Origin of the sequence: Thalassospira sp. MIT1004, from assembly GCF_001858545.1 — a bacterium.
Taxonomy (GTDB): Bacteria; Pseudomonadota; Alphaproteobacteria; order Rhodospirillales; family Thalassospiraceae; genus Thalassospira; species Thalassospira xiamenensis.
Genome location: NZ_MCAO01000045.1, coordinates 173,013 through 196,203, shown reverse-complemented (window position 1 = coordinate 196,203; position 23,191 = coordinate 173,013). Strand labels below are relative to the sequence as shown.

The 23,191-nt window shown below is 54.1% G+C and carries 25 protein-coding genes; 19 read left to right on the top strand and 6 right to left on the bottom strand.

Translation table 11 applies throughout. The annotated features are described in order from the left end of the window. The first annotated feature begins 13 nt into the window (after positions 1 to 13). The 7 genes from BC440_RS19665 (at position 14) to BC440_RS19635 (ending at position 8,525) form a co-directional block, all read left to right on the top strand. Positions 14 to 733, top strand: a complete 720-nt coding sequence (locus tag BC440_RS19665) for a hypothetical protein (protein WP_037990307.1) — start codon at positions 14 to 16, stop codon at positions 731 to 733. A gap of 220 nt (positions 734 to 953) precedes the next feature. Continuing rightward, positions 954 to 1,340 (top strand): response regulator, encoded by a 387-nt coding sequence (locus BC440_RS19660; protein ID WP_007092341.1) that lies wholly within the window; start codon positions 954 to 956, stop codon positions 1,338 to 1,340. A gap of 36 nt (positions 1,341 to 1,376) precedes the next feature. Continuing rightward, complete coding sequence (locus BC440_RS19655; RefSeq protein ID WP_007092342.1) at positions 1,377 to 2,024, top strand: protein phosphatase CheZ; 648 nt, start codon at positions 1,377 to 1,379, stop codon at positions 2,022 to 2,024. 11 nt (positions 2,025 to 2,035) lie between these two features. Continuing rightward, positions 2,036 to 2,884 carry a flagellar motor protein MotB gene (locus BC440_RS19650; RefSeq protein WP_071241069.1) on the top strand — a complete coding sequence of 283 codons (849 nt, stop codon included), beginning with the start codon at positions 2,036 to 2,038 and terminating at the stop codon, positions 2,882 to 2,884. Then, entirely contained in the window at positions 2,884 to 3,606 is a 723-nt protein-coding gene (locus tag BC440_RS19645; RefSeq protein WP_063092735.1) for a flagellar motor protein MotB, read from the top strand. The genes BC440_RS19650 and BC440_RS19645 overlap by 1 nt, the downstream gene beginning before the upstream one ends. 2 nt (positions 3,607 to 3,608) lie before the next feature. Continuing rightward, positions 3,609 to 7,118: a hypothetical protein gene (locus tag BC440_RS19640; RefSeq protein ID WP_071241066.1), complete on the top strand. Its 3,510-nt coding sequence runs from the start codon at positions 3,609 to 3,611 to the stop codon at positions 7,116 to 7,118. 105 nt (positions 7,119 to 7,223) lie between these two features. Beyond that, positions 7,224 to 8,525, top strand: coding sequence for a tetratricopeptide repeat protein (locus BC440_RS19635; RefSeq protein WP_071241063.1), 1,302 nt, complete (start codon positions 7,224 to 7,226; stop codon positions 8,523 to 8,525). 77 nt (positions 8,526 to 8,602) lie between these two features. Here the strand turns inward: BC440_RS19635 and fliP are convergent, their stop codons facing one another. The 5 genes from fliP to csrA all read right to left on the bottom strand — a co-directional run bounded on the left by fliP (position 8,603) and on the right by csrA (position 11,264). Next, positions 8,603 to 9,427 (bottom strand): flagellar type III secretion system pore protein FliP, encoded by an 825-nt coding sequence (fliP, locus tag BC440_RS19630; RefSeq protein ID WP_071241059.1) that lies wholly within the window; start codon positions 9,425 to 9,427, stop codon positions 8,603 to 8,605. Continuing rightward, positions 9,424 to 9,801, bottom strand: coding sequence for a flagellar biosynthetic protein FliO (locus BC440_RS19625; protein ID WP_037990338.1), 378 nt, complete (start codon positions 9,799 to 9,801; stop codon positions 9,424 to 9,426). Before BC440_RS19625 ends, fliP begins: the two co-directional genes overlap by 4 nt. Positions 9,802 to 9,952: 151 nt before the next feature. Beyond that, positions 9,953 to 10,291, bottom strand: coding sequence for a hypothetical protein (locus BC440_RS19620; protein WP_071241057.1), 339 nt, complete (start codon positions 10,289 to 10,291; stop codon positions 9,953 to 9,955). Beyond that, the gene (locus BC440_RS19615) at positions 10,281 to 10,709 is read right to left on the bottom strand and encodes an EscU/YscU/HrcU family type III secretion system export apparatus switch protein (protein WP_062952874.1); all 429 of its coding nucleotides are present in this window, start codon (positions 10,707 to 10,709) and stop codon (positions 10,281 to 10,283) included. The genes BC440_RS19620 and BC440_RS19615 overlap by 11 nt, the downstream gene beginning before the upstream one ends. A 276-nt stretch (positions 10,710 to 10,985) precedes the next feature. Next, positions 10,986 to 11,264: a carbon storage regulator CsrA gene (csrA, locus tag BC440_RS19610; protein WP_062953011.1), complete on the bottom strand. Its 279-nt coding sequence runs from the start codon at positions 11,262 to 11,264 to the stop codon at positions 10,986 to 10,988. Positions 11,265 to 11,545: 281 nt separating this feature from the next. Here csrA and flgB point away from each other — a divergent pair, with 281 nt between their 5' ends. The 8 genes from flgB to BC440_RS19570 all read left to right on the top strand — a co-directional run bounded on the left by flgB (position 11,546) and on the right by BC440_RS19570 (position 18,886). Beyond that, on the top strand, positions 11,546 to 11,947 hold the full coding sequence (flgB, locus tag BC440_RS19605; protein ID WP_062952873.1) for a flagellar basal body rod protein FlgB: 402 nt from the start codon (positions 11,546 to 11,548) through the stop codon (positions 11,945 to 11,947). A gap of 24 nt (positions 11,948 to 11,971) precedes the next feature. Continuing rightward, entirely contained in the window at positions 11,972 to 12,379 is a 408-nt protein-coding gene (flgC, locus tag BC440_RS19600) for a flagellar basal body rod protein FlgC (RefSeq protein ID WP_062952872.1), read from the top strand. A 47-nt stretch (positions 12,380 to 12,426) separates the two neighbouring features. Next, entirely contained in the window at positions 12,427 to 12,753 is a 327-nt protein-coding gene (gene fliE / locus BC440_RS19595; protein WP_062952871.1) for a flagellar hook-basal body complex protein FliE, read from the top strand. A 166-nt stretch (positions 12,754 to 12,919) separates the two neighbouring features. Continuing rightward, positions 12,920 to 13,189 carry a flagellar biosynthesis protein FliQ gene (gene fliQ, locus BC440_RS19590; RefSeq protein ID WP_071241055.1) on the top strand — a complete coding sequence of 90 codons (270 nt, stop codon included), beginning with the start codon at positions 12,920 to 12,922 and terminating at the stop codon, positions 13,187 to 13,189. A gap of 35 nt (positions 13,190 to 13,224) precedes the next feature. Beyond that, positions 13,225 to 13,989, top strand: a complete 765-nt coding sequence (fliR, locus tag BC440_RS19585; RefSeq protein ID WP_071241053.1) for a flagellar biosynthetic protein FliR — start codon at positions 13,225 to 13,227, stop codon at positions 13,987 to 13,989. 56 nt (positions 13,990 to 14,045) lie between these two features. Next, entirely contained in the window at positions 14,046 to 15,116 is a 1,071-nt protein-coding gene (gene flhB / locus BC440_RS19580) for a flagellar biosynthesis protein FlhB (protein ID WP_071241052.1), read from the top strand. A 131-nt stretch (positions 15,117 to 15,247) separates the two neighbouring features. Next, positions 15,248 to 16,129, top strand: coding sequence for a class A beta-lactamase (gene bla / locus BC440_RS19575; protein WP_071241051.1), 882 nt, complete (start codon positions 15,248 to 15,250; stop codon positions 16,127 to 16,129). Between the two features lie 126 nt (positions 16,130 to 16,255). Beyond that, on the top strand, positions 16,256 to 18,886 hold the full coding sequence (locus BC440_RS19570) for a PAS domain-containing sensor histidine kinase (protein ID WP_071241050.1): 2,631 nt from the start codon (positions 16,256 to 16,258) through the stop codon (positions 18,884 to 18,886). Between the two features lie 38 nt (positions 18,887 to 18,924). On the opposite strand, the gene BC440_RS19565 is transcribed toward BC440_RS19570, so the two are convergent. Next, positions 18,925 to 19,821, bottom strand: a complete 897-nt coding sequence (locus BC440_RS19565; RefSeq protein WP_071241049.1) for a LysR family transcriptional regulator — start codon at positions 19,819 to 19,821, stop codon at positions 18,925 to 18,927. A gap of 152 nt (positions 19,822 to 19,973) precedes the next feature. On the opposite strand from BC440_RS19565, the gene BC440_RS19560 reads away from it, so the two are divergent. The 4 genes from BC440_RS19560 (at position 19,974) to BC440_RS19545 (ending at position 23,183) form a co-directional block, all read left to right on the top strand. Beyond that, positions 19,974 to 20,651 carry a hydrolase gene (locus BC440_RS19560; RefSeq protein ID WP_071241048.1) on the top strand — a complete coding sequence of 226 codons (678 nt, stop codon included), beginning with the start codon at positions 19,974 to 19,976 and terminating at the stop codon, positions 20,649 to 20,651. Between the two features lie 188 nt (positions 20,652 to 20,839). Next, positions 20,840 to 22,702, top strand: a complete 1,863-nt coding sequence (locus BC440_RS19555) for an amidohydrolase (RefSeq protein WP_071241047.1) — start codon at positions 20,840 to 20,842, stop codon at positions 22,700 to 22,702. 90 nt (positions 22,703 to 22,792) lie between these two features. Continuing rightward, positions 22,793 to 23,014: a DUF1427 family protein gene (locus BC440_RS19550; protein ID WP_071241127.1), complete on the top strand. Its 222-nt coding sequence runs from the start codon at positions 22,793 to 22,795 to the stop codon at positions 23,012 to 23,014. A 4-nt stretch (positions 23,015 to 23,018) separates the two neighbouring features. After that, complete coding sequence (locus BC440_RS19545; protein WP_071241046.1) at positions 23,019 to 23,183, top strand: DUF1427 family protein; 165 nt, start codon at positions 23,019 to 23,021, stop codon at positions 23,181 to 23,183. The last annotated feature ends 8 nt before the right edge of the window (positions 23,184 to 23,191 follow it).

Below are 23,191 nucleotides of genomic sequence, written 5' to 3'. Positions count from 1 at the left end.
GCCGGGTGAATGAATGTCTGCTGTGCGTATCCTGCCGTTGGTGGTCGTGGTTGGTTTTGTCGTTTTAACGGTCAAGATCGTCGGACTGTTTTCGGATGAGCCCAAAGGCGATGAAGCTGCTGATGCATCGGGTATCAGTGTGGTTCAGGTTGCGCGTGCCCAGGCCCCTGATCCGGCGGCGGCTCCGGATCAACCTGCGGAAACAGGTGCGCCCGGGCTTGATGACCCGATGGGGATGATGGAAGGTGACGGCACTGGTGGTATTGATGGCGCAGGTGATGCGCCGCCGATGCTGGGCGGTGATCCGACCCTTTTCACACAGGAAGAAATCGATCTTTTGCAGAACCTTTCGGTGCGGCGCTCGGAACTTGATCGCAAGGAACAGCGCCTTGATGAGCGCGAGAGCCTCCTTGCTGCTGCCGAAGCCCGGATTGACGCCAAGATCGAAGAAATGAAATCGCTTAAAACTGCGATCGAGGATTTGGTGGCAACCAAGGAAGAGCAGGAAAGTGATCGGATCAAGAAGCTGATCAGTGTCTATGAGAAAATGAAACCGAAGGATGCCGCCCGCATCTGGAACGATCTAGATATGGAAATCCTGTTGCAGGTTGCACTTGGTATGCGCGAGGCAAATACTGCTGCTGTTTTGGCGGAGATGTCGCCAGACCGCGCACGTGCTCTGACAACAGAGTTGGCTTATAAACAGGATATAAACATGTTGCCGCTTCAATAATCTCAAATGGTGCTGATCCGAGGCGCTGACCGTTATCTGGAAGGGCATCAACCAGACGATTATTACAGTGTGTTCAACATGATGGGTGTTATTAGGGAATTGTGAAAAGCCTTGATTAACCATTGTTAAATAGGTACATCACGATTATAGGGGCCTTACCCTTATGCACAGGGAATACAGGGGTAAGGGTGAGAGATTTGATAGCATGATGGAGTGGTGAATGGCCGTCGATCCGAATATGCCGATCCTGATTGTGGATGACTACAAAACCATGTTGCGTATCATCCGCAATCTCCTGCGGCAGTTGAACTTTACGAACATCGAAGAAGCGACGGATGGCAGCATGGCTTTGCGCAAACTGCGCGAAAAGTCGTTCAGCCTTGTGATTTCTGACTGGAATATGGAGCCGATGACCGGTCTTCAGCTTCTGAAAGAAGTTCGCGCTGATACAAAGCTGAAGGATCTGCCCTTCATCATGATCACCGCAGAGGCGAAAACCGAAAACGTTGTCATGGCAAAAAAAGCCGGCGTTTCGAATTATATCGTCAAGCCGTTCAACGCAGAGACGTTGAAGGGCAAACTCACCACCGTGATCGGTGAGTTTTGATTAGGGGCGCGGGGCTTTAGTCCCGCGATACCGTAGATGTCCAAAACGTCCAAAGACGAATTGCGGCAGCTGTTGCTGGACCTTAAAGCGCGCCTTGATGGCGATGAGCTTAAGGTCGAGCAACTGTCTGACCTGATGGATCAGCTTTCCCGCTTTGTTTCGGAAGGTGACAAGCCATCAGACGACCAGAAACGCCTGTTTGGTGAACTGGATGAACTTTCGGGCATCATTCGCAAGATGAAATCCGAAATAGCATCTTTGCGGCCGGACGATATCAAGGCGGAATATATTCCCAACGCAACGGACGAGCTCGACGCGATTGTCGATGCAACCGCCGGTGCGACGCATGAAATCCTTGATGCGATGGATACGCTTGAGGAATTTGCTGCAAGTCTTCCCCCTGAGCAGGCTGAAATCGTAACCAGCGCGACCATGCGCGTTTATGAAGCCTGCAACTTCCAGGATATCACCGGTCAACGTACGACCAAGGTGATCAAGGCCCTGAAATCAATCGAAGAAAGGGTCGAGGGACTGGTCAAGGCATTTGGTGATGAAATTGCCAAATATGCTGCGTCCAATCCGCGGAAGAAAAAGGAACCTGAAGGCGAAGAAGCCTTGCTGAACGGGCCGCAGCTCGACGGCAAGGGGGTTTCGCAGGCTGACATCGACGCGATGTTTAGCTAAATGGGACGGTTATGGCGGAAATAGAGGACGACGGACCAAGACCACCAAGCCCGCCCGCAAACGGTGCCGTAGCACTGTTCCTCGCCCTCTATCTCCTGCTTCTGGCGTTCTTCATCCTTCTGAATACGATTTCGACATTCGAAGAAGTCAAAACCCGCGAAGTACAGGAAAGTCTGTCTTCCGCGTTTGCGGCCATTCTGCCGCCAACCACCAGTCTGCAAACGGTAACCTCGATTGAGGGGCCGGTGGTTTCGGCCGAAGATACCCAGGACAAGCTGGGATCATTATTTCAGACAGCGATCAAGGTCGTGCGCGTCCAGGTGATACAGCCGGGCACGCTGATGGAAGTCATCATGCATGTCGACCAGTTGTTTGAACCCAACTCGATTCTAATCAGGGACCGTCAAGGCGAATTCATGGATCAGCTCGCGGAAGTGCTGGCCGATGACAGTGGTTATGCGTCCTACGAGATGGAAATGGTCATGGGCAGCGAGGTCGGTTCAAAAGGCACTGTCGAGATTGCAAACAACCTTCAGATCGGTCGGGCAGGTGCATTCGCCCGCGACCTTATTGATCGCGGGGCCCCAGATAAAAATCTTTATGTTGGCATCGATCCGGGGGCTGATCCTTTTATCGTTACTTTCCGTTTCTTCTGGAATTTCGGGCCCAAAGAGCCACCAGCAACGGTAACGACACCAGCCAACGCAGGCGGCACCAGCAATGGTGCGATACCGGCACCTGCGTCGAATGGTTCGGGTAACGCTGGCGGTGGAAAAATGCTTATTCCATTGCCTGGCGCAGGCCAGCCAGGGATAAACGCACCGATTCCCTTGGCTCCGCAATCCGGGGGGAACGGCTGATGGATGAACCAAAGCGCGATGATGGCCCTAAAGGGCCGCCGCCATGGATGCTCAGCCTTGCGGATCTTATTTCGCTTCTGCTGACGTTCTTCGTGATGCTGTTTGCAATGTCAAAGGTCAAGATTGACCGTTGGGACGAGGTTGTTGATTCTTTGTCCCAGTCAATAAAACCGTCACCGGTTGAAGAAAGCGATGAGCCCGTTGCGCAGCTTAATATCCCGCGTGTGTATCGCAAGCCCGCGATGAATCTTGATTACCTGAGCGCTGTGATCGATGACGCCATCGATGACAACGATGTACTGGGTGATGCCACGCTGAGCCGTGAAGCAGATAAGCTTGTGATTTCGTTACCCGGGGATATCCTGTTTATCAGTGGCAGTTCCGAGATGACGGATCAGGCCCGCAAGGCGCTGTTTGTCCTTGGCGGAGTACTTGGGAACATTGGGAACCGGATTGGTGTGCAGGGGCATACTGACCCGCGCCCGGTCAGCGGCCGCGGACTTTATGCTTCAAACTGGGAGCTTTCCCTTGCTCGTGCTGCTGCCGTTGCCAATGAACTTAAAAGATCGGGCTATACAGATTACATAAATATTTACGGATTTGCGGCATCAAGATACGACCAGCTTCCGGTTATGGCAGACGAGCAGACACGTTTCACAATGGCTCGTCGGGTCGATATTGTTATTGAACCCCATAGCGGAAGCGGGATCGGAGGTTCGTAAGAATGCTTTTGGTCGTAGCGCGTTTCCTGCTGGCTGCCGTGATTGTGGTAGCCAGTCTGGCAGTATTGCCAGTTGCCGGAATGCGCCCCGCACTCGCTCAGGCGGCAGATCCCGTGATCATCCGCTCGGGCGCACATAGTGGCTATGGACGTATCGTTCTGCAATGGAACAAGCCCGTCAATTACACCGCTGAAATCATCGGTGACCAACTTGTTGTGCGTTTTGACCAGCCGCTGGTTGCTTCCATGCGCGGTGTTCTTGGCCCCGTATCCGATTATGTCAGCGATGGTTTTTTTGATCCGGACGGACGTACGGTCGCCTTCGTCCTACGAGACGATTTCGAAGCCCGTGTTTTCAATGTCGGCACTAATGTCGTCCTTGATATTCTGGATAAACCGGCTCTCGCACCTGCTCCTGTGCAATCTGCGTCACCCGCGCCAACGCCGCCGCGTCCTGCACCAAACCCACAGGGGGAAGTTGCGTCCGAACCATTCCCAACACCGCAAACCCGGCCGGATACTGCGTCTGTACCTGCAGTTGTTACACCTGCCGCCACCGCGCCGGAGCTTGAAATTCGGGTTGGGCGGCACCCGACATTCTACCGTCTGGTTTTTGATTGGCCCACCCGCACGGATTATGTGTTGAATGGCGATCAGGGTAATCAGATATTGGCCTTCACCAGCCCTGCCCGCATCGATGCTACTGGTGTAACGCGTCGGTTGCCGGAAGGTGTCACCTTGCGCCAAAGTGCAACAGATCCTTTATCTGTTGAAATCGCGACAAATCCGCCGCGCGCGTTGCGTCATTTCCGTTCAGGCAACAAGGTTGTTGTTGATCTGATGGGAGTCCAGGGAGACCCTGCCGACTCCAGTGCATCGACAGCCGCTGCGCCGCCGGCCACGGCAGCCAGACGCACGTCATCCCCAAGCCCCGCACCTGCTGCGCCTGCCGCACCAGAAGTGCCGTCGCAAACAACTGCGGAAACGCCCGGTGCTGCTGAGGCAGCGGGGGGAAGCCCGTCGTCCCCTGCGAATGATCCGATTGCACGTGGTTTGGCGGAACAACCCGATATTCCGATTTCGCCAGATGCTGTTGCGCCAACGCGCGAAAGCATTGGCAATCTTGCGGTGACGGTCGCCCAGGATGCAACCAAACTGACACTGGGCTTCCCGTTCAACCGTCCGGGGGGGGCTGCAATATGGTCGCGTGCCGGCTTCCTTTGGATGGTTTTTGATGTTCGCGCGAACCTTGATCTGGATGCCGTACGTCAGAATGCCGCCCAGATCATCGGAGTGATCGAACAGATCGACAGTCCTTATGCGACGGTATTGCGCATGACCATTCCTGACGGCGTGGGGCTTTACAGCACACCATCAGAAAATGGTGACTGGGATGTAACCCTGCAGCAGGGCTCCATGCAGCCGATCGAACGGCTGGGACCTTCTATTGAGCTCGATAATCAAACTCGCGCCCGCCTTGTTGTGCCGTTGATCAATATCAGCCCGACAATTCCGATTGAAGACCCGGAAGTCGGTGATTCGCTTCGCGTCGTGCCAACACGGGAAATGGGGTATGGCATCGAGACAGCGTTGCGGTATCCGGATTTTGAAGTTCTTCCGTCGGTGCAGGGCGTTGTCGTCGCACCGGTTAACGAAAGTGTACAGGTCACGAACCGGGATGATGGAAAGGCGGTTGTGGTGACGGCTGCCGACGGTTTGAATATCTCGCCCGAGGGGGCACGCCTTCTGGCATCGGCAACCGGGGTGCGCGCACGTGCGGGGGATGGCCGCGAAGGTCTGATTTTCGAACTGGATGATTGGCGCCGCGGTGGGCTTGATAACTATAACAAGGCAATTCATCAGTTGCGTCGCGATCTGGCCGAAAGCGGTGATGAGCATCGGAACAAGGCACGTCTTGAACTGGCGCAATATTACCTGGCAAACGGGCTTGGCCCCGAAGCAGACGCGGTTGCCTCTACAATGGAAGACGACGACCCGCTGATTGCCCAGAAACTGCAGTTCCGTGCACTTAAGGCAGCAATCAAGTTTCTTGATCGCGAATATGACGAGGCGGCCCGCCTTCTGGAGGATGAGCGCCTGCGTGCCATTCCCGAAATGCAGTTGTGGCGTGCGGTGACGTTTGCTGCGCGTGGTCGTCCGAATGACGGGGCGCGGGATCTGCTTGAAAGCGTTCATATCCTTGATAACTATCCGCCAGAATTATTGTCGCGGCTGGGGCCACTTGCCGCGGAGCAGGCCCTGATTGTTGGTAATCCGGACGCGGGTATGGACCTGATCGAGAAGATGCTTGTGACCAAGGGGATCAACCCGAGCAAGATCAAGGATGTCGGGTATCTGAAGGGCATTTTCGAAGAAGAAGCAGGCGAGTTTGAACAGGCTATCGCAACCTGGGACGAGGTTGCCGAGGGCAGTAATCGCAAAGCGCGGGCGCACGCAATATTTGATCGCACCGAGCTTTTGATGCGGCTTGAACGGCTGACACTTGATGATGCGATCGAGCAGCTTGAAAAACTGCGTTTTGCATGGCGTGGCGACGGGTTTGAGATGGCATTGCTGCGCAGACTTGGCGAATTGCAGATCAAGAACAAGCAATATCGTGAAGGCCTTAATACCCTGCGTCAGGCGGCGATCTTCTTCCCCAACAGCCCGTCGGCGACCGAAGTCACCGATCTGATGCATAACACGTTCGAATCAATTTACCTGGGCGACGAGATCAACAACATCTCGGCTATCAAGGCTGTCGCGCTGTATGACGAGTTCCGCGAACTGACCCCGGCCGGAGAAAAGGGCGATGAGCTTATTCGTCGTTTGGCTGACCGCATGGTTGACGTTGAATTGTTCGATCGTGCCGAAACTCTTCTGGAACATCAGGTCGATTTCCGCCTGACAGGAACGGAAAAGGCACGCGTCGGTGCACGTCTGGCGTTGGTGTATCTGCTTGATAACAAGCCCGAAGAATCCATCCGCGTGCTTGATAACAGCGACGTTCCCGGGGTATCCAGTGAATTGGAAACCCAGCGCCGTCACCTGCGTGCACGCGCGCTCCTCGATACCGACCGCGGGGCCGAAGCCATGGCATCGCTTGAAGGTGATCTGTCCAAGGATGCCGAGCTTTTGCGTGTCGAATATTACCGGGATACCCGTGACTATCTCTCTGCTGCCGAAACCTTCCAGCGCCTTGTGGGCGAGGATCAGGGCAATGTCATTGAGAATTTTGGTGACGAACGGGCCCGCTATGTCCTGAACTGGGCTGTCAATCTGGCGATGGGGGGGCAGGAACGCACGCTTAATATGTTGAAGCGTCGCTATGGAATTGTTATGGCGCAAAGTCCGTATGCCGAAGCCTTCAGCCTGATCACTTCCAGTCCGTCTCAGGGCTTGATCGACTATCGCACGTTGGCAAACAAGGTTGATGAAGTCGAGAGTTTCCAAGGATTTCTGGGCAATTATCGTGATCAGTTGGAAAAGTCACAGCTTAGTGCTATAAACTAATAGTGATATTAATGTTTTGATTGGTTTTCTGTGCCTGTAAGGTTCGGAAGCCGGGTCTTGTCCTATTTGGTGGAAGCAGTGCTGTGATGGATCGTGCACTTAAAAATGGTCTATTACGATGACGCGAAGGTTGAGCGTGATATTTTCGCGCAGCTTTCGCTTGCGCTGAGGCATTTTCGCGGCGTTGGTATGCCGCGCGACGAGGGTGCCACCCGCAAAATTCTTGATCAGATTCACCGTCAAAGCCGTGCCTTTGCTGCCATTTGCTATGGCTTCATGCGTTCCAAGGGAATCGGTGTGGCCGAGGATCAGGGTGAAGGCGAACAGTGGTACCGCGAAGCGGCATACTGGTTCCGCGAAGAGGCACTGGGTGGTGAAGGTATTTCGGCCAACAATCTTGGTTATCTTTATGCCAAGGGGCTTGGGGTTCCTGAAAACCCGGAAACAGCTGCCGAGTGGTTTGAACAGGCTTCGGAAAACGGTTCGATCGCTGCCCTTTATAACCTTGGGGTCTGCTACCTCAATGGATGGGGGGTTGATCAGAGTGACGAGATGGCGGTTGAATATCTCTACCGCGCGAGCGAGCAGAATGATCCCTCCGCGGCCAGTGTTCTGGCCTATCTCTATCTTGAAGGGCGCGGGGTAAAACGCGATCCGTCGAAATCGTTTGAATATAACCTGCGCGCGGCACGTGCCGGCAGCGTGGAGGCGGCATCAGCACTTGGTTATGCGCTTGGCGTTGGGCTGGGTGCGGAGCGCAATATTGCCGAAAGCATCAGCTGGTTTGAAATGGCCGCGAATGAGGGCGATACCTATGCCCAGGCCAATCTCGCCATGTATTTCTGTCATTCGTCGGATCTAAAGCTGTTTAATCGTGGCTGGACCATGTTGATGAACGCGTGTGATCAGGGCGATATTTCTGCCAAATACCAGATGACGCAGATATTGATCTTTGGCGTCGCCCATCGTGAGCCGGATTATGCCGCGGCACTTGATCTTGCCATGGACCTTGCTGAACTTAGCCACCCGGGCGGTTATCACCTGATCGGTGTGATGTATGAACATGGTCTTGGTGTGCCGGTTGATATGGCCCGTTCGGCAAGCTGGTATGAGCGGGCCGCACGTAAAGGCTCGGCTAACGGGCAGGCGGCCTTGGGGCGGCTTTATGCGATTGGTAGCGGTGTCGATCAGGACAACATCATGGCTTATTACTGGCTGCGGATGTCAGCACCCTCGGCAGGAAGCCAGGCTTACCGTGAAATGGAAGCGGTGCGTGCGCGCATGAATGAGCGTGAACGCCAGCAGGCGGACCGCTACGTTGCGGATAACCCTGCACCGCGCCGTGGCAGCTTTGGTCTGAAGCCACTTGAAAAGAACGTTTTCAAGACGGGTAAGCGCTCTGCCTGACGCAGGTCCAAGTCATAATCAAAAAGCCGCCTGCTTCTGCAAGGCGGCTTTTATTTTGTTGTTCTCGTAAATGCTGGCTACCCGCCGAAACTTTCGACCAGTGACCCCGATATCAGATACCATCCATCGACCATCACAAAGAATATCAGCTTGAAGGGTAACGAGATGATGACCGGCGGCAGCATCATCATACCCATCGACATCAGGATACTGGCAACCACCATGTCGATGATCAGGAACGGGATAAACAGCAGGAAGCCGATTTCAAACGCACGGCGCAGTTCACTGATCATGAAAGCCGGGATCAGAGCCCGCAACGGAATGGTTTCTGGTGCGGTGACTTCGACATTTGCAAGATTGACGAACAGTTCAAGGTCGCGGTCGCGGACCTGCGTCATCATGAAGTCATGAACCGGTCGCACCGATCTTTCCATGCCTTCAAATTCGTCGATATCGCCGTTGATCATCGGTTGCAGGCCTTCGTCCCAGACCCGCTCCATCGTTGGCATCATGATGAATAACGTCAGAAACAGCGCCAGACTCACCATGACCTGATTGGGCGGCGATTGCTGAATGCCAAGGGCAGTACGCAGCAGGCTGAGAACCACCACGATCCGGGTAAAGGATGTCACCATCATCAGGATAGCGGGTGCAAGGCTAAGCACCGTGAGCAGACCGATAAGCTGGATCATCCGGCCAGACGACGTTACACCCGGACCATCCCCAAGGTCGAAATTGAATGTCTGCGCGTGAACGGTATCACCACCAAATCCGATGGCAATCAATGGCACCAGCGACCAGATCGCGATCAGAACCAGCCAGCGCGGCACGTAACCGTTACGCGCTTGATGCTTCTGTTTGGTTTGATCCTGTCGGGAATGCGAAATGGGCGCGATGGTCATGCGGGTTGTTTCCCGTTGGTCTTTGTCGGCGGGGTATCGATTGGTGATGCATCCGGCAGGCCGTCGTCACTGTGAATGCGGATATCGTCGCTGAGAACTTCGGAAAAATGGGTGCCGATATTGCGTTCGATCACGCAATCGCCGGACGGCCCCAGCAGGACCAGATGTTCCGTGTCGTCGCGTTTAAAAAGAACCAGACGTCTTTTTGTATCAACAGGAACGACTTCCACGATGGAAAGTCGGCGCTCCTTGCTGCGGCGGTTGATGTTGCGCGCACCGGGGATAAAACGCCGTGCCACCAGCGCCAAAACCCCGATCATGCCCAGCACAAAAACCAGAGCAGCCACAAATCGGAAATAAGCGCTAAATTCCATCAGGTTACCTTCCCCGCGACGGACCTGTTGCATTGTCCGGTTCTACAATCCCGAACCTTTTCTGTTTACCGTGCACAGGCCATGCAGGCAAGTAACCATCGGGCGCTTTGCGATCTGGCACCGCATCGCAAAACATTTTGTTTAGCTTTGCTCAGCGGGTGGTCCGGGCTGCATGCGCATAGGCATTGGTTGCCTGTGCGTTATTGCTAAGGCCGCGCAACTGGCGTTGCAGTTCGGAATATTCCTTGTGCATCGTGGTTTCGAGACGTGCCAGATCGTCGGTCAGAGCCGCCAGAAGTGGTGCGATCTCGCGGCGCTGTTCACTATTCATGGCACGTGCCTGCACACACAGATCGGAAATTTTGGTTTCCAGTGTGTTCAGCTCGACCACTTTGCCGTCATCGACAAATCGCTGACTGGCCGTGATCAGGGACAAAACACGCTTGAGATCTTTTTTGAACTGATCGGGTTTGAATTGTTCAGGGCTCATTTGGATCTTCCCGGTTGCGATCTGCAAAACTGTTTGCCGACACTTGGTCGATATTCGACGTTGTCGGTCGTTTCTTCGCCGGATCACCGTAAATCCGGTTGATACGGTATATATAGTTCAGAATCTCGGCGACGGCAGCGAACGCTTCGAGCGGTATCTCGCTATCGACGTCCACAGCCATCAGAATTTCTGCAAGATCGCTGTCTTTGCGGACTTTGATCCCGTTGGCAAAAGCGAGTTGCAATATCTGTTCCGCAACACTGCCTTCGCCCTTCGCACTTAATATCGGCGCGTTATCCCGGCCATGGGCATAGCTTAGCGCCACGGCTTTTTGGTCGTTGGAACCGGGCGCGGCAAGATTTTCCGTGCGGATTTCGCGCGGATCGGTGATGTCGACCTTGGGTCGGTTACCGGTCATTCTTGCCCATCTCGTCAAGTTCCCGCATTTTGCGCGGCTCTATCGCCCTTCACAAGCCTCGACCATAGCCAGAAGATGGTCAACAAATCGTTGCCGTCATATGCAACCGGTCAGAATGTTGATGATGCTGTAACGGAGCAGGTAGGGGACGGCATAGGCAAATCCGACAGATGGGGTCAATATCCCGGCTACCTGCCAGGAGGATGACGAGATTGCCTGTCGTATGTCGGTAGTCTTGCATCCCCGGCCCATGCCGGTGATTGCGCGACCGGAAAATCAGTCTTTACCGTCGTCTTTGTCGGCGTCAGGACTGTTTTTCATATTGTCGGCAACCGCATTGGCCACCTGCCCCAACTGACGCACAAGATCCGCACTGGCCGCAGCCGAACGGTTTTCTTCCTGAATGCGATCATAAAGTTCGCGCCGCAGGACCTGCACATCTTCGGGAAAGGTGAAGCCCAGCTTCACGGTTTTGCCGCGAACCTCAACGACGGTAACTTCGATGTTGTCGTCAATAACAACGGAGTCGCCAACTTTTCGTGTGAGATAGAGCATGAAATGTCCCGGTTTCGATAGATGGCGAAAGAAATTCGCCAGACGCGACACAATATGCCCGCTTTGTCCGTCGCGGTCCAGTGCCACCGATAGTAACCCGGCCCGGCATTGTAATTTAACGCTTTTCCGGCTTTTGGCACGCCTCATGCAAAGTAGTTTTCAGGATCGAGCCGGGCGGCAAAAATCACCTTTCGCAAGATCCGGGGCCCGATCCGGGCACGGCGTTAACTTCGACTTTACCGGCCCGCCCAATACTGGGGGAGCGATAACAGGAGCAGGCAATGGATATCGGCAAACTTGGCATGTTCGCCAATCTGAAAGAAAAGATGGACTGGCTGACGCAGCGTCAGGAAGTCATCGCGCAGAATATTGCCAACTCCGATACGCCGAATTACCGCGCCAACGACCTTAAAGAATTCGACCCGAAGACCATCGGTCGCGACCGCCAGTTCATTCTGGCGATGCAGGCGACTGCGCCGGGTCACAGCCAGGGCCTGCACAAACCGCAGAACTTCAAGGACGAGGAAGTGCGCAAGAACTATGAGGTCGCGCCCGGCAAAAACGCAGTCATCCTTGAAGAGCAGATGGTCAAGATGAACGAAAACCAGGTCGATTATCAGACCATGACCCGACTTTATGCCAAGCATAAGTCAATGATGATTTCGGCTTTGGGCCGCGCATAAGCAGCGTTGAAGGAATAAGCGATCATGGAACTTTACAAAGCTTTTAAAATTTCCGCTGCCGGCATGCGCGCACAGGGTACCCGACTTCGTATCGCGGCTGAAAACGTTGCCAACGCAGACAGCCTTCCGACCGCACAGGGGCAGGACCCGTATCGCCGCAAGCTGCTGACTTTCAAGAATGTGATGGATCGCGAAATCGGCGTCGAGCTGGTCAAGGTCAATAAAGTCATGACGGACAAGTCCGATTTTGGTATGAAATACGAACCGAGCCATCCGGCCGCCAATGATCAGGGTTATGTTCAGACCCCGAATGTTGAAACGCTGGTCGAAATGATGGATTTGCGCGAAGCACAGAGAAGTTATGAAGCCAACCTCAATGTGATACAGTCTTCGCGCAGCATGCTGCTCAAGACCCTTGATATTCTGCAGTAAGTCACAAAATATCAGGTCTGCGAACGCCGCTTTAAGGATACGAACCGATGGTTGCCAGTTTCAACGATGCCATTTCTGCCTACCGTAACGCTGCAAGCGGTAAAACCGCGAGCGTGGCCGAGCGTGTTGGCGGTAACGGTCAGACCGTCAACCCGGGGGAAAGTTTTGCCGACATGGTGAAGGGGGCGGCAATTGATGCCCGTGCAACCATGGTGAACAGCGAACAGATGACCCAGAAGGCCATCGTTGGTGACGCAGAACTACATGAAGTGGTGACCGCTGTTTCGGCTGCCGAAGTCACGCTTCGTACTGTGGTTAGTGTTCGTGACAAGGCCGTTGAAGCCTATCAGAGTGTATTGAGCATGCCGATCTGACGGTTGATTGAATTGTCAGATGGATGTTTTGGACAAGCCGCACGATATTCGTGCGGTTTTTTGTTTTTGCGGCGACCGAATTGAAATTGCAGGAAATCATGGCCCATCATCGGTCTTATCCTGTATGAATGATGTAACGTGACGGAAGACGAGGCAAGAAGACCAGATGGATCAAGCGGAAATCATGGACGTGGCCTATGATGCCGTATGGACGTTGATAAAGGTTACCGGGCCTTTGATGCTTATTGCATTGGGGGTTGGCCTGATCATTGCCTTGTTTCAGGCGCTTACACAGATTCAGGAAATGACCCTGACTTTCGTCCCCAAGATTCTGGTGATCTTTGTTGCGTTGCTCGTCTTGCTGCCGTTCATGATGACAGAGCTGACGGAATTCATGGGGCGCATGGTGGATCACTTTATCGGGCTTCCGAATTAGTTTTACGAACCCAACACAGGACATCCTGAAAGAAGATGGATCTCGAAGGTCTTCTGACACTTAATGTCTATGTGGTCCTGATGAGTTTCGCCAGGGTCGGGGCGGCGTTCGCCTTTATGCCGGGCATCGGGGCACGGGTTGTTCCGGCGCGCGCGCGGCTGATTTTTGCCTTTTGGGTTGCTGTGGTGATTTCGCCTCTGGCTGGGCCTCTTATCCCCGCACAACCCGCAGATGCTCCGACGCTTTTTGTGCATTTGGCTTACGAGTTAACCGTCGGGGCGTTTTTTGGCCTGTTTGCCCAGGTCATGATGGCTGGCTTGCAGACCGCAGGATCAATCATTGCCTATAGTTCGTCGATGGCAAACGCCTTTAGCGGTGATGCCTTGTCCGGGGCACAAAGTGCGGTAACGGGTAATTTCATTACGCAAATCGGTATGGTGCTGATTTTCGCCACCGGGCTCGATCATCTGATGATACAGGCCGTATTTGAAAGCTATTCCCTGTTTCCGCCGGGTGGCGTTTTACCGGTTGCCGATATGAGCGAATTTTTTGCGCGTGCGATCAATGAAAGCTTCGTCATCGCGATGAAAATCTCCGCGCCGTTTCTGATTGTAGCGATTGTGTTGCAGGTGGCCTTGGGACTGTTGAATAAGCTGATGCCTCAGTTACCGGTATTCTTTGTGGCGATGCCGATCCAGATCGGATTGGCTTTTATTCTGCTGGCACTGGCATTGCCAACCATGATGATGGTATTTTTGGAATATTACGAAACCGGTTTGGAAAGTTTCGTCAATCCCTAGACGCGTATCGGGCCTGTTCCGGCAATGGTGTCGGGCCGCCCTGACATGGTGTGGAAATGTCAGAAGAAGACGACAGTCAAAAGACAGAAGACCCCACAGGCAAAAAGCTTGAAGATGCCCGAAAGAAGGGACAGGTGCCGGTTTCCAAGGAAGTCGGCAGCTTCATGCTGTTGTTTGGTGGTGGTCTGGTGGTGGTCATGATGGCGCCCGATATGGCGCGATCTGTTCGTGACCTGTCCTTGGGATTTATCGAACATCCACATATGTATGACGTCAGTCGCGCAGGGTTACCCAAGCTGATGCAGGATGTGATGCTTGGTATGCTTTATGTGCTGGGCATTCCGTTTGTGCTTCTGATGTTTTTTGCGGCCGCCGGGCATCTGATGCAGAACGGTATTGTCGTGGCGGTCGAACGTATTTCGCCAAAGCCTGATAAACTCAATCCCCTGAACGGCTTAAAAAACCTGTTCTCTATGAAGAACATGGTCGAGTTTGTCAAAAACGTTTTCAAAATTGTTCTGGTCGGGGCGGTATTGGGGTTCGTCATCGTTCCCGAGCTGATGGATGTCGAACTTTATCCGCAGATTCCGATCGAGCTGATGCTCGAACGGCTTTACGATATGATCATTATTCTGATGATCGCAGCCATTTCGCTGACAGCCGTGATTGCAGGGCTCGATTTTGCCTATCAGCGCTATGAATTCACCAAGCAGATGAAAATGTCCAAGCAGGAGATCAAGGACGAATACAAACAGACCGAGGGCAGCCCGGAAATCAAGGCCAAGGTCCGCCAGATCAGGATGCAGCGCGCCCAGCAGCGCATGATGCAAAATGTGCCCAGTGCCGACGTCGTGATCACCAACCCGACGCACTATGCGGTGGCGCTGAAATATGATGTCGGTGTAATGGAAGCCCCGATGTGCGTTGCCAAGGGGCAGGACAATATCGCGCTTAAAATCCGTGAAGTAGCCGAAGAAAACAACGTCACCATTATGGAAAATCCACCAGTTGCGCGTGCCCTGTTTGCAACAGTGGAAGTCGATCAGGAAATCCCGCCCGAACATTACAAGGCGGTTGCCGAAATCATCTCGTTCGTTTTCCGCCAGCGCGGCAAGAAGCTGGGTTGAGTGCAGGCCCAGATGGCCACTCGCAAGTTCGACCTTTCGACATTATTGCGCCAAAATTCGGCCGTTAATCCCGGTAACAAGCAGCCTGCCTCGTTATCTGTTTGTTTTTGTTTCCGGGAAGTCTGCAAAATATGTCTGCGTTTAAAAAAGCCGTTCTGGTATCTGCTACTGTTCTATCGTTGCTGGTGCCGTTCGGGATGCCGATGGCTGCATCGGCTAATGATCGCCTGACGGATGCCATTCACGCGGTTGAAACCCGGCTTGATGCGAGGGTTGGCGTAAGTATTCTGAATGTAGAAAACGGCCGGGAATGGCAATATCGTGCAGATGAACGTTTCCCGCTGACAAGCACGTTCAAACTTCTTGCCTGTGCGGCGATACTCCACAAGGTCGACCTTGGAACAGAAACGCTTGATCGCCGGATTATCTACGGCGTCGAAGATCTGGTGACTTATTCACCGACAACCGAAAAGCACGTTAATGGCGGGATGACGATCGGGGAATTGTGCGAAGCCACCCTGCATCTGAGCGACAACACAGCCGCCAACCTTATCCTTGATACTTTGGGCGGGCCGGATGAACTGACTGCCTATTTGCGGGATATTGGTGATGATGTGACCCGACTTGACCGGATCGAACCCGATCTGAATACCGCAAAACCGGGCGATCCGCGCGATACCACAACACCCGATGCCATGCGCGCTTCGCTTGCCTATCTATTGCTTGGCGATGCCCTGTCCGCAGATTCCCGCCAGCTTCTTGAAGACTGGCTAACGGGTAATCAGGTCGGTGGTCCGTTGCTGCGGGCTGGTTTGCCCGACGACTGGAAGATTGCGGACCGAACGGGGGCAGGCGGGTTTGGATCGCGTGCGATTGTGGCAGTGATCTGGCCGCCGGAACAAAAGCCGGTGATTGTTGCGATCTATATAACCCAAACATCTGCATCAATGGATGAACGCAATGCTGCGATTGCCGATTTGGGGCAGGAAATTGCTGCTGCGATCATGCGCTAGGTCTGAGGTCCGGGCAGAGTACATTATGTCTTCCGACTAATGTAAAACTTGCCGGTAGCCAGTCAGCCCAATAGCAGCTAAAAGTATAGAGCAATATTGTAAGTTATTGGCGTTAAAGGCGGTCGCGTGCTGTTTCGGGGAATTATCCTTGCTGTAAGTGTCGCATTTGTCGCTTTTGTTTATGTCCTGTTGCAGGTCATGGCAAAGGCTGGCCTTGATGTGCGTATCATGTGGATCATCGGGTCCATGGTAACGGGGGTGGCGATCGTTGCGGTGGCCGCCCTGTCACTGTCTGCACGCTGGCGATCAGCCGGTGATCGTGATCTGGCACCATTACTGAATGGTCTGGCGCATTCCGATATTGGTGTTGCTCTGATCGATGCCTATGGCCGCACGCTTTATGCCAATCCTGCCTTTCCCCGCAAACTCGGTATCGAACCGGGCGAAGACATGCTTGCCGCACTTGAGGCACGCCTGAGCTATCTGGATGTCGGCAGTTCCGAACTGGCCGATTTGCGTACGCGTGCAATGCGCGGCGAGGCCGGCGAGATTTATGTCGATTTTTCCCAGTCCAAAAAGCCCGAGCAACTGGCCCTTGCGGCTCCTGCCGAGCCTGCGGACAGTGACGCAATCGGGAATGATACCGGTAACGACGACGCATCGTCAGAAGACATTGCTGAAGAAACCTACGAAGCCGGAACGGCCTGTCTTCGCATTTCAGTAACGGCGGCAAATGCCCGTGCGGGTCAGATGCTTTGGACTGTTGACGGTATTGATCCCTCTACCATGCCAGAACCGGGTCGTTCACTTGTTATTGCAGAACAGTCTGCTGCTTTTGGTGCGTTTGTTACCGGTTCGGATGATGAAATGACCGTCGGCGGAGTGGCCTCGAGAATGGCTGATGGTGCCGGAAGCGAACAGGCCGACCAGATGATTGAACGTCTGCCTGTCGGTGTCTGCGGTCTGGATGAAGAAGGGCGCATTCTTTACCTGAACCGGCGTCTGGCAAGCTGGCTTGGCGGTGAACCCGAAGATTTTGCCAGCGGCACGCTGGAACTGGCTGATCTTATTGTCGGCGATGGCATGAATGGCGAGGTAAAGCTCAAGGTCAAGGGCGGCGAGCCCATCAAATGCTTTGTCACCCATTCGATCAATGCATCTGGCACCGGCCCGATCCGAAGTCAGGCGGTGGTCTTCCCTGATCCGATGCCGGCTCATGAATGGGAACATGCGCTTGCGGAAACTGAACGGCGGGTGCGCTGGTTCTTTGATGACAGCCCGCTTTCGATTGTTCTGGCCGATATGTCCGGTACCGTCACCGACGCCAACCGCGCCTTTATCGAGACGGCGGGGCAGCGTCATGAACGGGTGATCGGTCGATCCATTCTTGAACTGATCGTTCCCGAGGATCGTGACGAGGTCGCCCGTTATCTGTCCAAGGCCGTCATGGGTATGGGCAAGGGCGGTCAGATCGAAGCACGTCTGCAGGGTTCGCGTGGGGTGGCCGCACAGATTTACCTGCAGCGTGTGGCCGGACGCTCGGGCGAAGCAGGTGCGCTTCTGCTGAACTTCCTTGATACGACCGAACAAAAGAACCTTGAGGAACAATTTGCCCAGTCGCAGAAAATGCAGGCCGTCGGCCAGCTTGCGGGCGGGGTTGCGCATGATTTCAATAATCTGCTGACTGCGATGATCGGTTTCTGCGATCTGTTGCTGTCGCGGCACGGGCCAGGTGACCCAAGCTTCGCCGACATCATGCAGATCAAACAGAATGCCAATCGTGCTGCCAATCTCGTCCGGCAGCTTTTGGCGTTTTCGCGCCGTCAGACATTGCAGCCGAAAATCATCAATATTACCGATGCGCTGGCAGAAATGTCGAACCTGTTGCGCCGCCTGATCGGTGAAAAGATTGATCTGAAGGTCAGTCACGGGCGCGATATCGGGTTGGTAAAGGTTGACCCGGGGCAGCTTGACCAGGTGATTATCAACCTTGTTGTCAATGCGCGCGATGCCATGGCTGCCAATGGCGGGACATTGACGGTTCAGACCGGTACCGAGATTGTCGACGAGGCGCGTAATACCGGCACCGAACTGATCCCGCCGGGGGATTACATCCGGATCGAGGTTTCCGATACTGGAATCGGTATTCCCAAGGATAACCTGACGCGTATTTTCGAACCCTTCTTCTCGACCAAACAGCGCGGCGAAGGAACGGGGCTTGGTCTTTCGACCGTTTACGGGATCGTCAAACAGACCGGTGGTTTCGTGGCCGTCCAGTCGGAACCCGGTGTTGGCACGACCTTTACGATCTATCTGCCGCGTTACGAAGCGACGGAGGAAGAACTGGCCGAAACCCGTGCGGTGGCCGAAGAAGCCCCCTCACGCGATCTGACCGGTACCGGCGCGATTCTTCTGGTCGAAGACGAGGACGCGGTGCGGACATTCGGTGCGCGTGCGCTTCGCGGCAAAGGCTATGACGTGCTTGAAGCTAATAATGGCGATAACGCGCTTGAGGTTCTGGCCAAAACCGACAAGACCATTGATCTGGTCATTTCCGATGTGGTGATGCCGGGGATCGATGGCCCGACATTGATCCGGATGCTGCGCGAAAAGCGTCCGGATTTGCGGGTCATCTTTATTTCGGGCTATGCCGAAGATACCTATCGTGACGAACTTGACGAAGAAAACGGTGTTCACTTCCTACCCAAACCCTTTTCGCTCAAGGATCTTGCGACCAAGGTCAAGGAAGTCCTGTAATCGATATTCCGTTGGCTTGTTTACACAGTCTTTTGGTCTCAGAAGTGAACAGCTGAGTATTCCTCGGCGACCATATCGGTGAACAGGCGTACTTTTGATGAAAGGTGCCGGGTAGGGGGATAGATGACCTGCAGGCAAAGCTTCGGCAGTTCGTAATCCTCAAGCAGCTTGACCAATCTTTTGTATTTGAAAGCCTCGCGAAGGGCATATTCCGGAAGCACGGATATGCCCAGACCGTTTTCGACCCAGACCATCAATGCTTCCATATTGTTGGTCTTCATCGCAGATTCTGCTTTGATTTCGACCCGGCCATTGGCTGTCTGATAGACCCAGTTCCGCATGCGATTGCGGTTTGCGTAGACAATCAGCTTGTGATTGCGCAGATCGGCTGGCGTTTGTGGCATTCCGTATTTTCGAACATACATCGGCGCCGCACAGGTGACATATTTCAGCGTCGCAATGCGGTGATCAACAAGATTGGTTTCTTCATCCGGGCGGGCGATTCGCACGATCAGGTCATAGCCTTCCGATACCGGGTCGACCAGTCGGGTTTCCAAATCCATTGAAACCGTCATATCCGGATAGACTTTTACAAAATTCGCCACGGTTTGGGCGAAGTTGATACCCTGAAAGGGCAGGGGCGCACTAATGCGCAAATGTCCTGACGGTGTCGAAGACGTTGTCGTAACGGCAAGGTCAATCTCGTCAAGATCATCAAGTACCTGCCGGGCACGTTCATAATAAACCTGCCCCGTACTGGTGGTTGCAACGCTTCGCGTCGATCGCTGAAGAAGCTGTGTATTCAACCTTTCTTCAAGACCCATGACCAATCGGCTTACCGTAGACCGGGGCAGGCGTGATGCCCGTGCCGCTGCGGTAAAGCCGGAATTCTCAACCACTGCGACAAAAGCGCGCAGTTCAGCAAAACGATCCATCGTTAATTTGTCTCAAATTTGGGATAATTTGTCTCAAAATAGCAGAATTGTTCCATTTTTGAAAGATGTCATTATCTCCTCATCACCCGAGCACAGATGAAAACGGGTGGGGATCAACAGACAAGACTTACGTCATTCACAGGAGAATTATCATGTCGCAGCTCGAACTTCTTACCCCGAAAAATTCGCAGATCATCTTCATCGATCATCAGCCGCAAATGGCATTCGGCGTTCAGTCGATTGACCGCCAGGTTCTGAAAAACAACACCGTTGGTCTGGCGAAGGCTGCCAAGATTTTCAACATCCCGACCACGATCACGACCGTCGAAACAGAGAGCTTTTCGGGCCATACCTATCCGGAACTTCTGGCAGTATTTCCTGAAAATCCGCTTCTTGAACGTACCTCAATGAATTCCTGGGACGATCAGAAAGTACGCGATGCACTGGCTGCAAACGGCCGCAAAAAAGTGATCGTTTCCGGCCTGTGGACCGAAGTCTGTAACAACTCCTTCGCGTTCTGTGCAATGCTTGAAGGCGGTTATGAAATCTATATGGTCGCCGATGCATCCGGCGGTACGTCGGTCGATGCGCATAATTATGCGATGGATCGTATGGTGCAGGCCGGTGTCGTACCGGTCACCTGGCAGCAGGTTCTGCTGGAATGGCAGCGCGACTGGGCACACCGTGAAACCTACAACGATGTAATGGCACTCGTGAAAGAACATTCCGGCGCATATGGCATGGGCGTCGATTATGCCTACACCATGGTTCACAAGGCACCGGAACGTGTCGAACACGGTCCGCGCCTCGCACCGCAGGCTGCTTCCTGATGTGAGGGCACGACGGAAAGGGGATCTCCGTCGTGCCTTTTCTTTTTGGCAGTGGACCGGTCAATCGCTTGTCTCAGGCTGCCTTTTTTGCAGGGATCAAATCAATGAAACGCCGGACTTTCGTGAAAGGTGTTGCCGCCACGGCCGCCTTGTCGACTTTGCCGATTACAGGGATCAGGAGCCAGCAAATGAAAGACACCGCCGACACCATCATTTACAACGCCAAGGTCACGACACTCGACCCAAAGACTCCGGAAGCAGAAGCCATCGCGATTGCCGATGGCAAGGTTCTTGCGGTCGGTGACGAAGCCGGGATACGCAAACTGGCCGATCGCAAAACCAAAATGATCAATGGCGGCGGCCGTCGCATCATTCCGGGGCTGAATGACAGCCATACCCACCTTATTCGCGGTGGTCTTAACTTCAACATGGAATTGCGCTGGGAAAACGTGCCGTCCGTTGCTGACGCGCTACGCATGCTTAAAACGCAGGCGGCTGTCACGCCAGCCCCGCAATGGGTGCGTGTTGTTGGCGGCTGGTCGGAATTCCAGTTTGCCGAACGCCGGATGCCAACCCTTGATGAAATCAATGCTGCCGCACCAGATACGCCGGTTTTCATCCTGCACCTTTATGGGCAGGCCCTGCTTAATCAGGCCGCCATCAAGGTTCTTGGTTTTGATAAGAACACGCCAAACCCGCCCGGTGGCGTGATTGAAAAGGATGCCAAGGGCAATCCGACCGGACTCCTGGTCGCCAAGCCATCCGCGCTGATCCTTTACTCCACGCTGGCCAAGGGACCGAAGCTGCCGATCGACGATCAGATCAATTCCACCCGTCACTATATGCGTGAAATGAACCGGCTTGGCATCACCAGCGTCATTGATGCGGGCGGCGGCGGACAGAATTATCCCGAAGACTACGATGTCATTCGCCGTCTGCATGATGACGGGCAGATGACCGTCCGCATCGCCTATAACCTGTTTGCGCAAAACGCCGGGAACGAGCTTAGCGATTATGAACGCTGGGTCGGAATGACCGAACCGGGTGCTGGCGATGATATGTTGCGGATGAACGGCGCCGGTGAAAACCTTGCCTGGTCGGCAGCAGATTTTGAAAACTTCCTTGAACCGCGCCCCGATCTGGCGCCGGTCATGGAAAGCGAACTGGAACCCATCGTCGAATTGCTGGCCGAACGGGAATGGCCGTTCCGTATTCATGCGACCTATGACGAAACCATCGACCGTTTCCTTGGGGTATTCGAACGGGTGAATGGCAAGCAGCCGTTCAAGACACGCTTCATCATCGATCATGCCGAAACCGTTTCCGAACGCAATATTGAACGAATCAAGGCACTGGGCGGGGGGATTGCGATCCAGCATCGCATGGCATTCCAGGGCGAATATTTCATCGACCGTTACGGCAAGGATGCCGCCATGGCGACCCCGCCGGTCAGCAAAATGCTGGAATATGGTCTTCCGGTCGGGGCGGGAACGGATGCGACCCGTGTTGCATCCTATGATCCCTGGGTCGGGCTTTACTGGCTGACCACCGGCAAGACGGTTGGCGGTATGTCGCTTTACGACAACGACAATGTCCTTGATCGTGAAACCGCACTTATGCTGTGGACAAAGGGGTCGGCATGGTTCTCGGGCGAGGCGGATGTCAAAGGAACGCTTGCACCCGGACAATATGCCGATCTGGCAATCCTGTCCGCTGACTATCTGAGCGTTCCGCCCGAAGAAATTCGCCGGATCAATTCGGTCCTGACCATGGTGGGCGGTGACGTAGTCTATGGCGAAGACGGTTATCAGTCCCTGTCGCCGGAAATACCACCAGCATCTCCTTCCTGGAGCCCGGTTTTGCATCACGAAAGCCCCGGTCAGCGCCCGGAATTCCATGCTCGTCACGAGGAGCGCGCATGTCATGACGCTTGTAATCATGGCTGCGGTGTCCATGGACATGATCACGGGATTGCCTGGAATAATCCTGTACCTGTCGCGGACGCGAAATCGTTCTGGGGAGCACTTGGCTGCTCTTGCTTTGCAGTCTAGTGCCGTCATGAACCGGGCGGGACAATATAACTCGCCCGGTTCCCACCGGCAGAGCCGTTGATGGACGGATGCCGAAGCGGATTGAAAATCATGAAAATCGTATTTGGACTTTTACTGGCAATCCTGATCGGTATCGGGTGCCGGGTGATCCATATCCCGGTTCCAGCACCACCGGCTATGACAGGGGCCCTTCTGGTGCTTGCCATGACGATCGGCTATCTGGCGGTGGATCGGTGGTTTCCGCATCGGCGCTGTGACAACCGCAAAAATTGCGCCGGGCCGACCGGTCATACTCCAAAAGCAGGAGAATAGGATCATGATACAGCTTTTGACGGGTATTGGATTGGGGCTTGCGATTGGCGGCGGATGTCGATGGCTTGATCTGCCGCTGCCAGCACCCCCCAAAATTGTCGGGGCACTTTTGGTTGTGGCGATGACGGCGGGATTTGTGATCACCGATCACATTCTGGCTGGGCAATAGGGAACGGA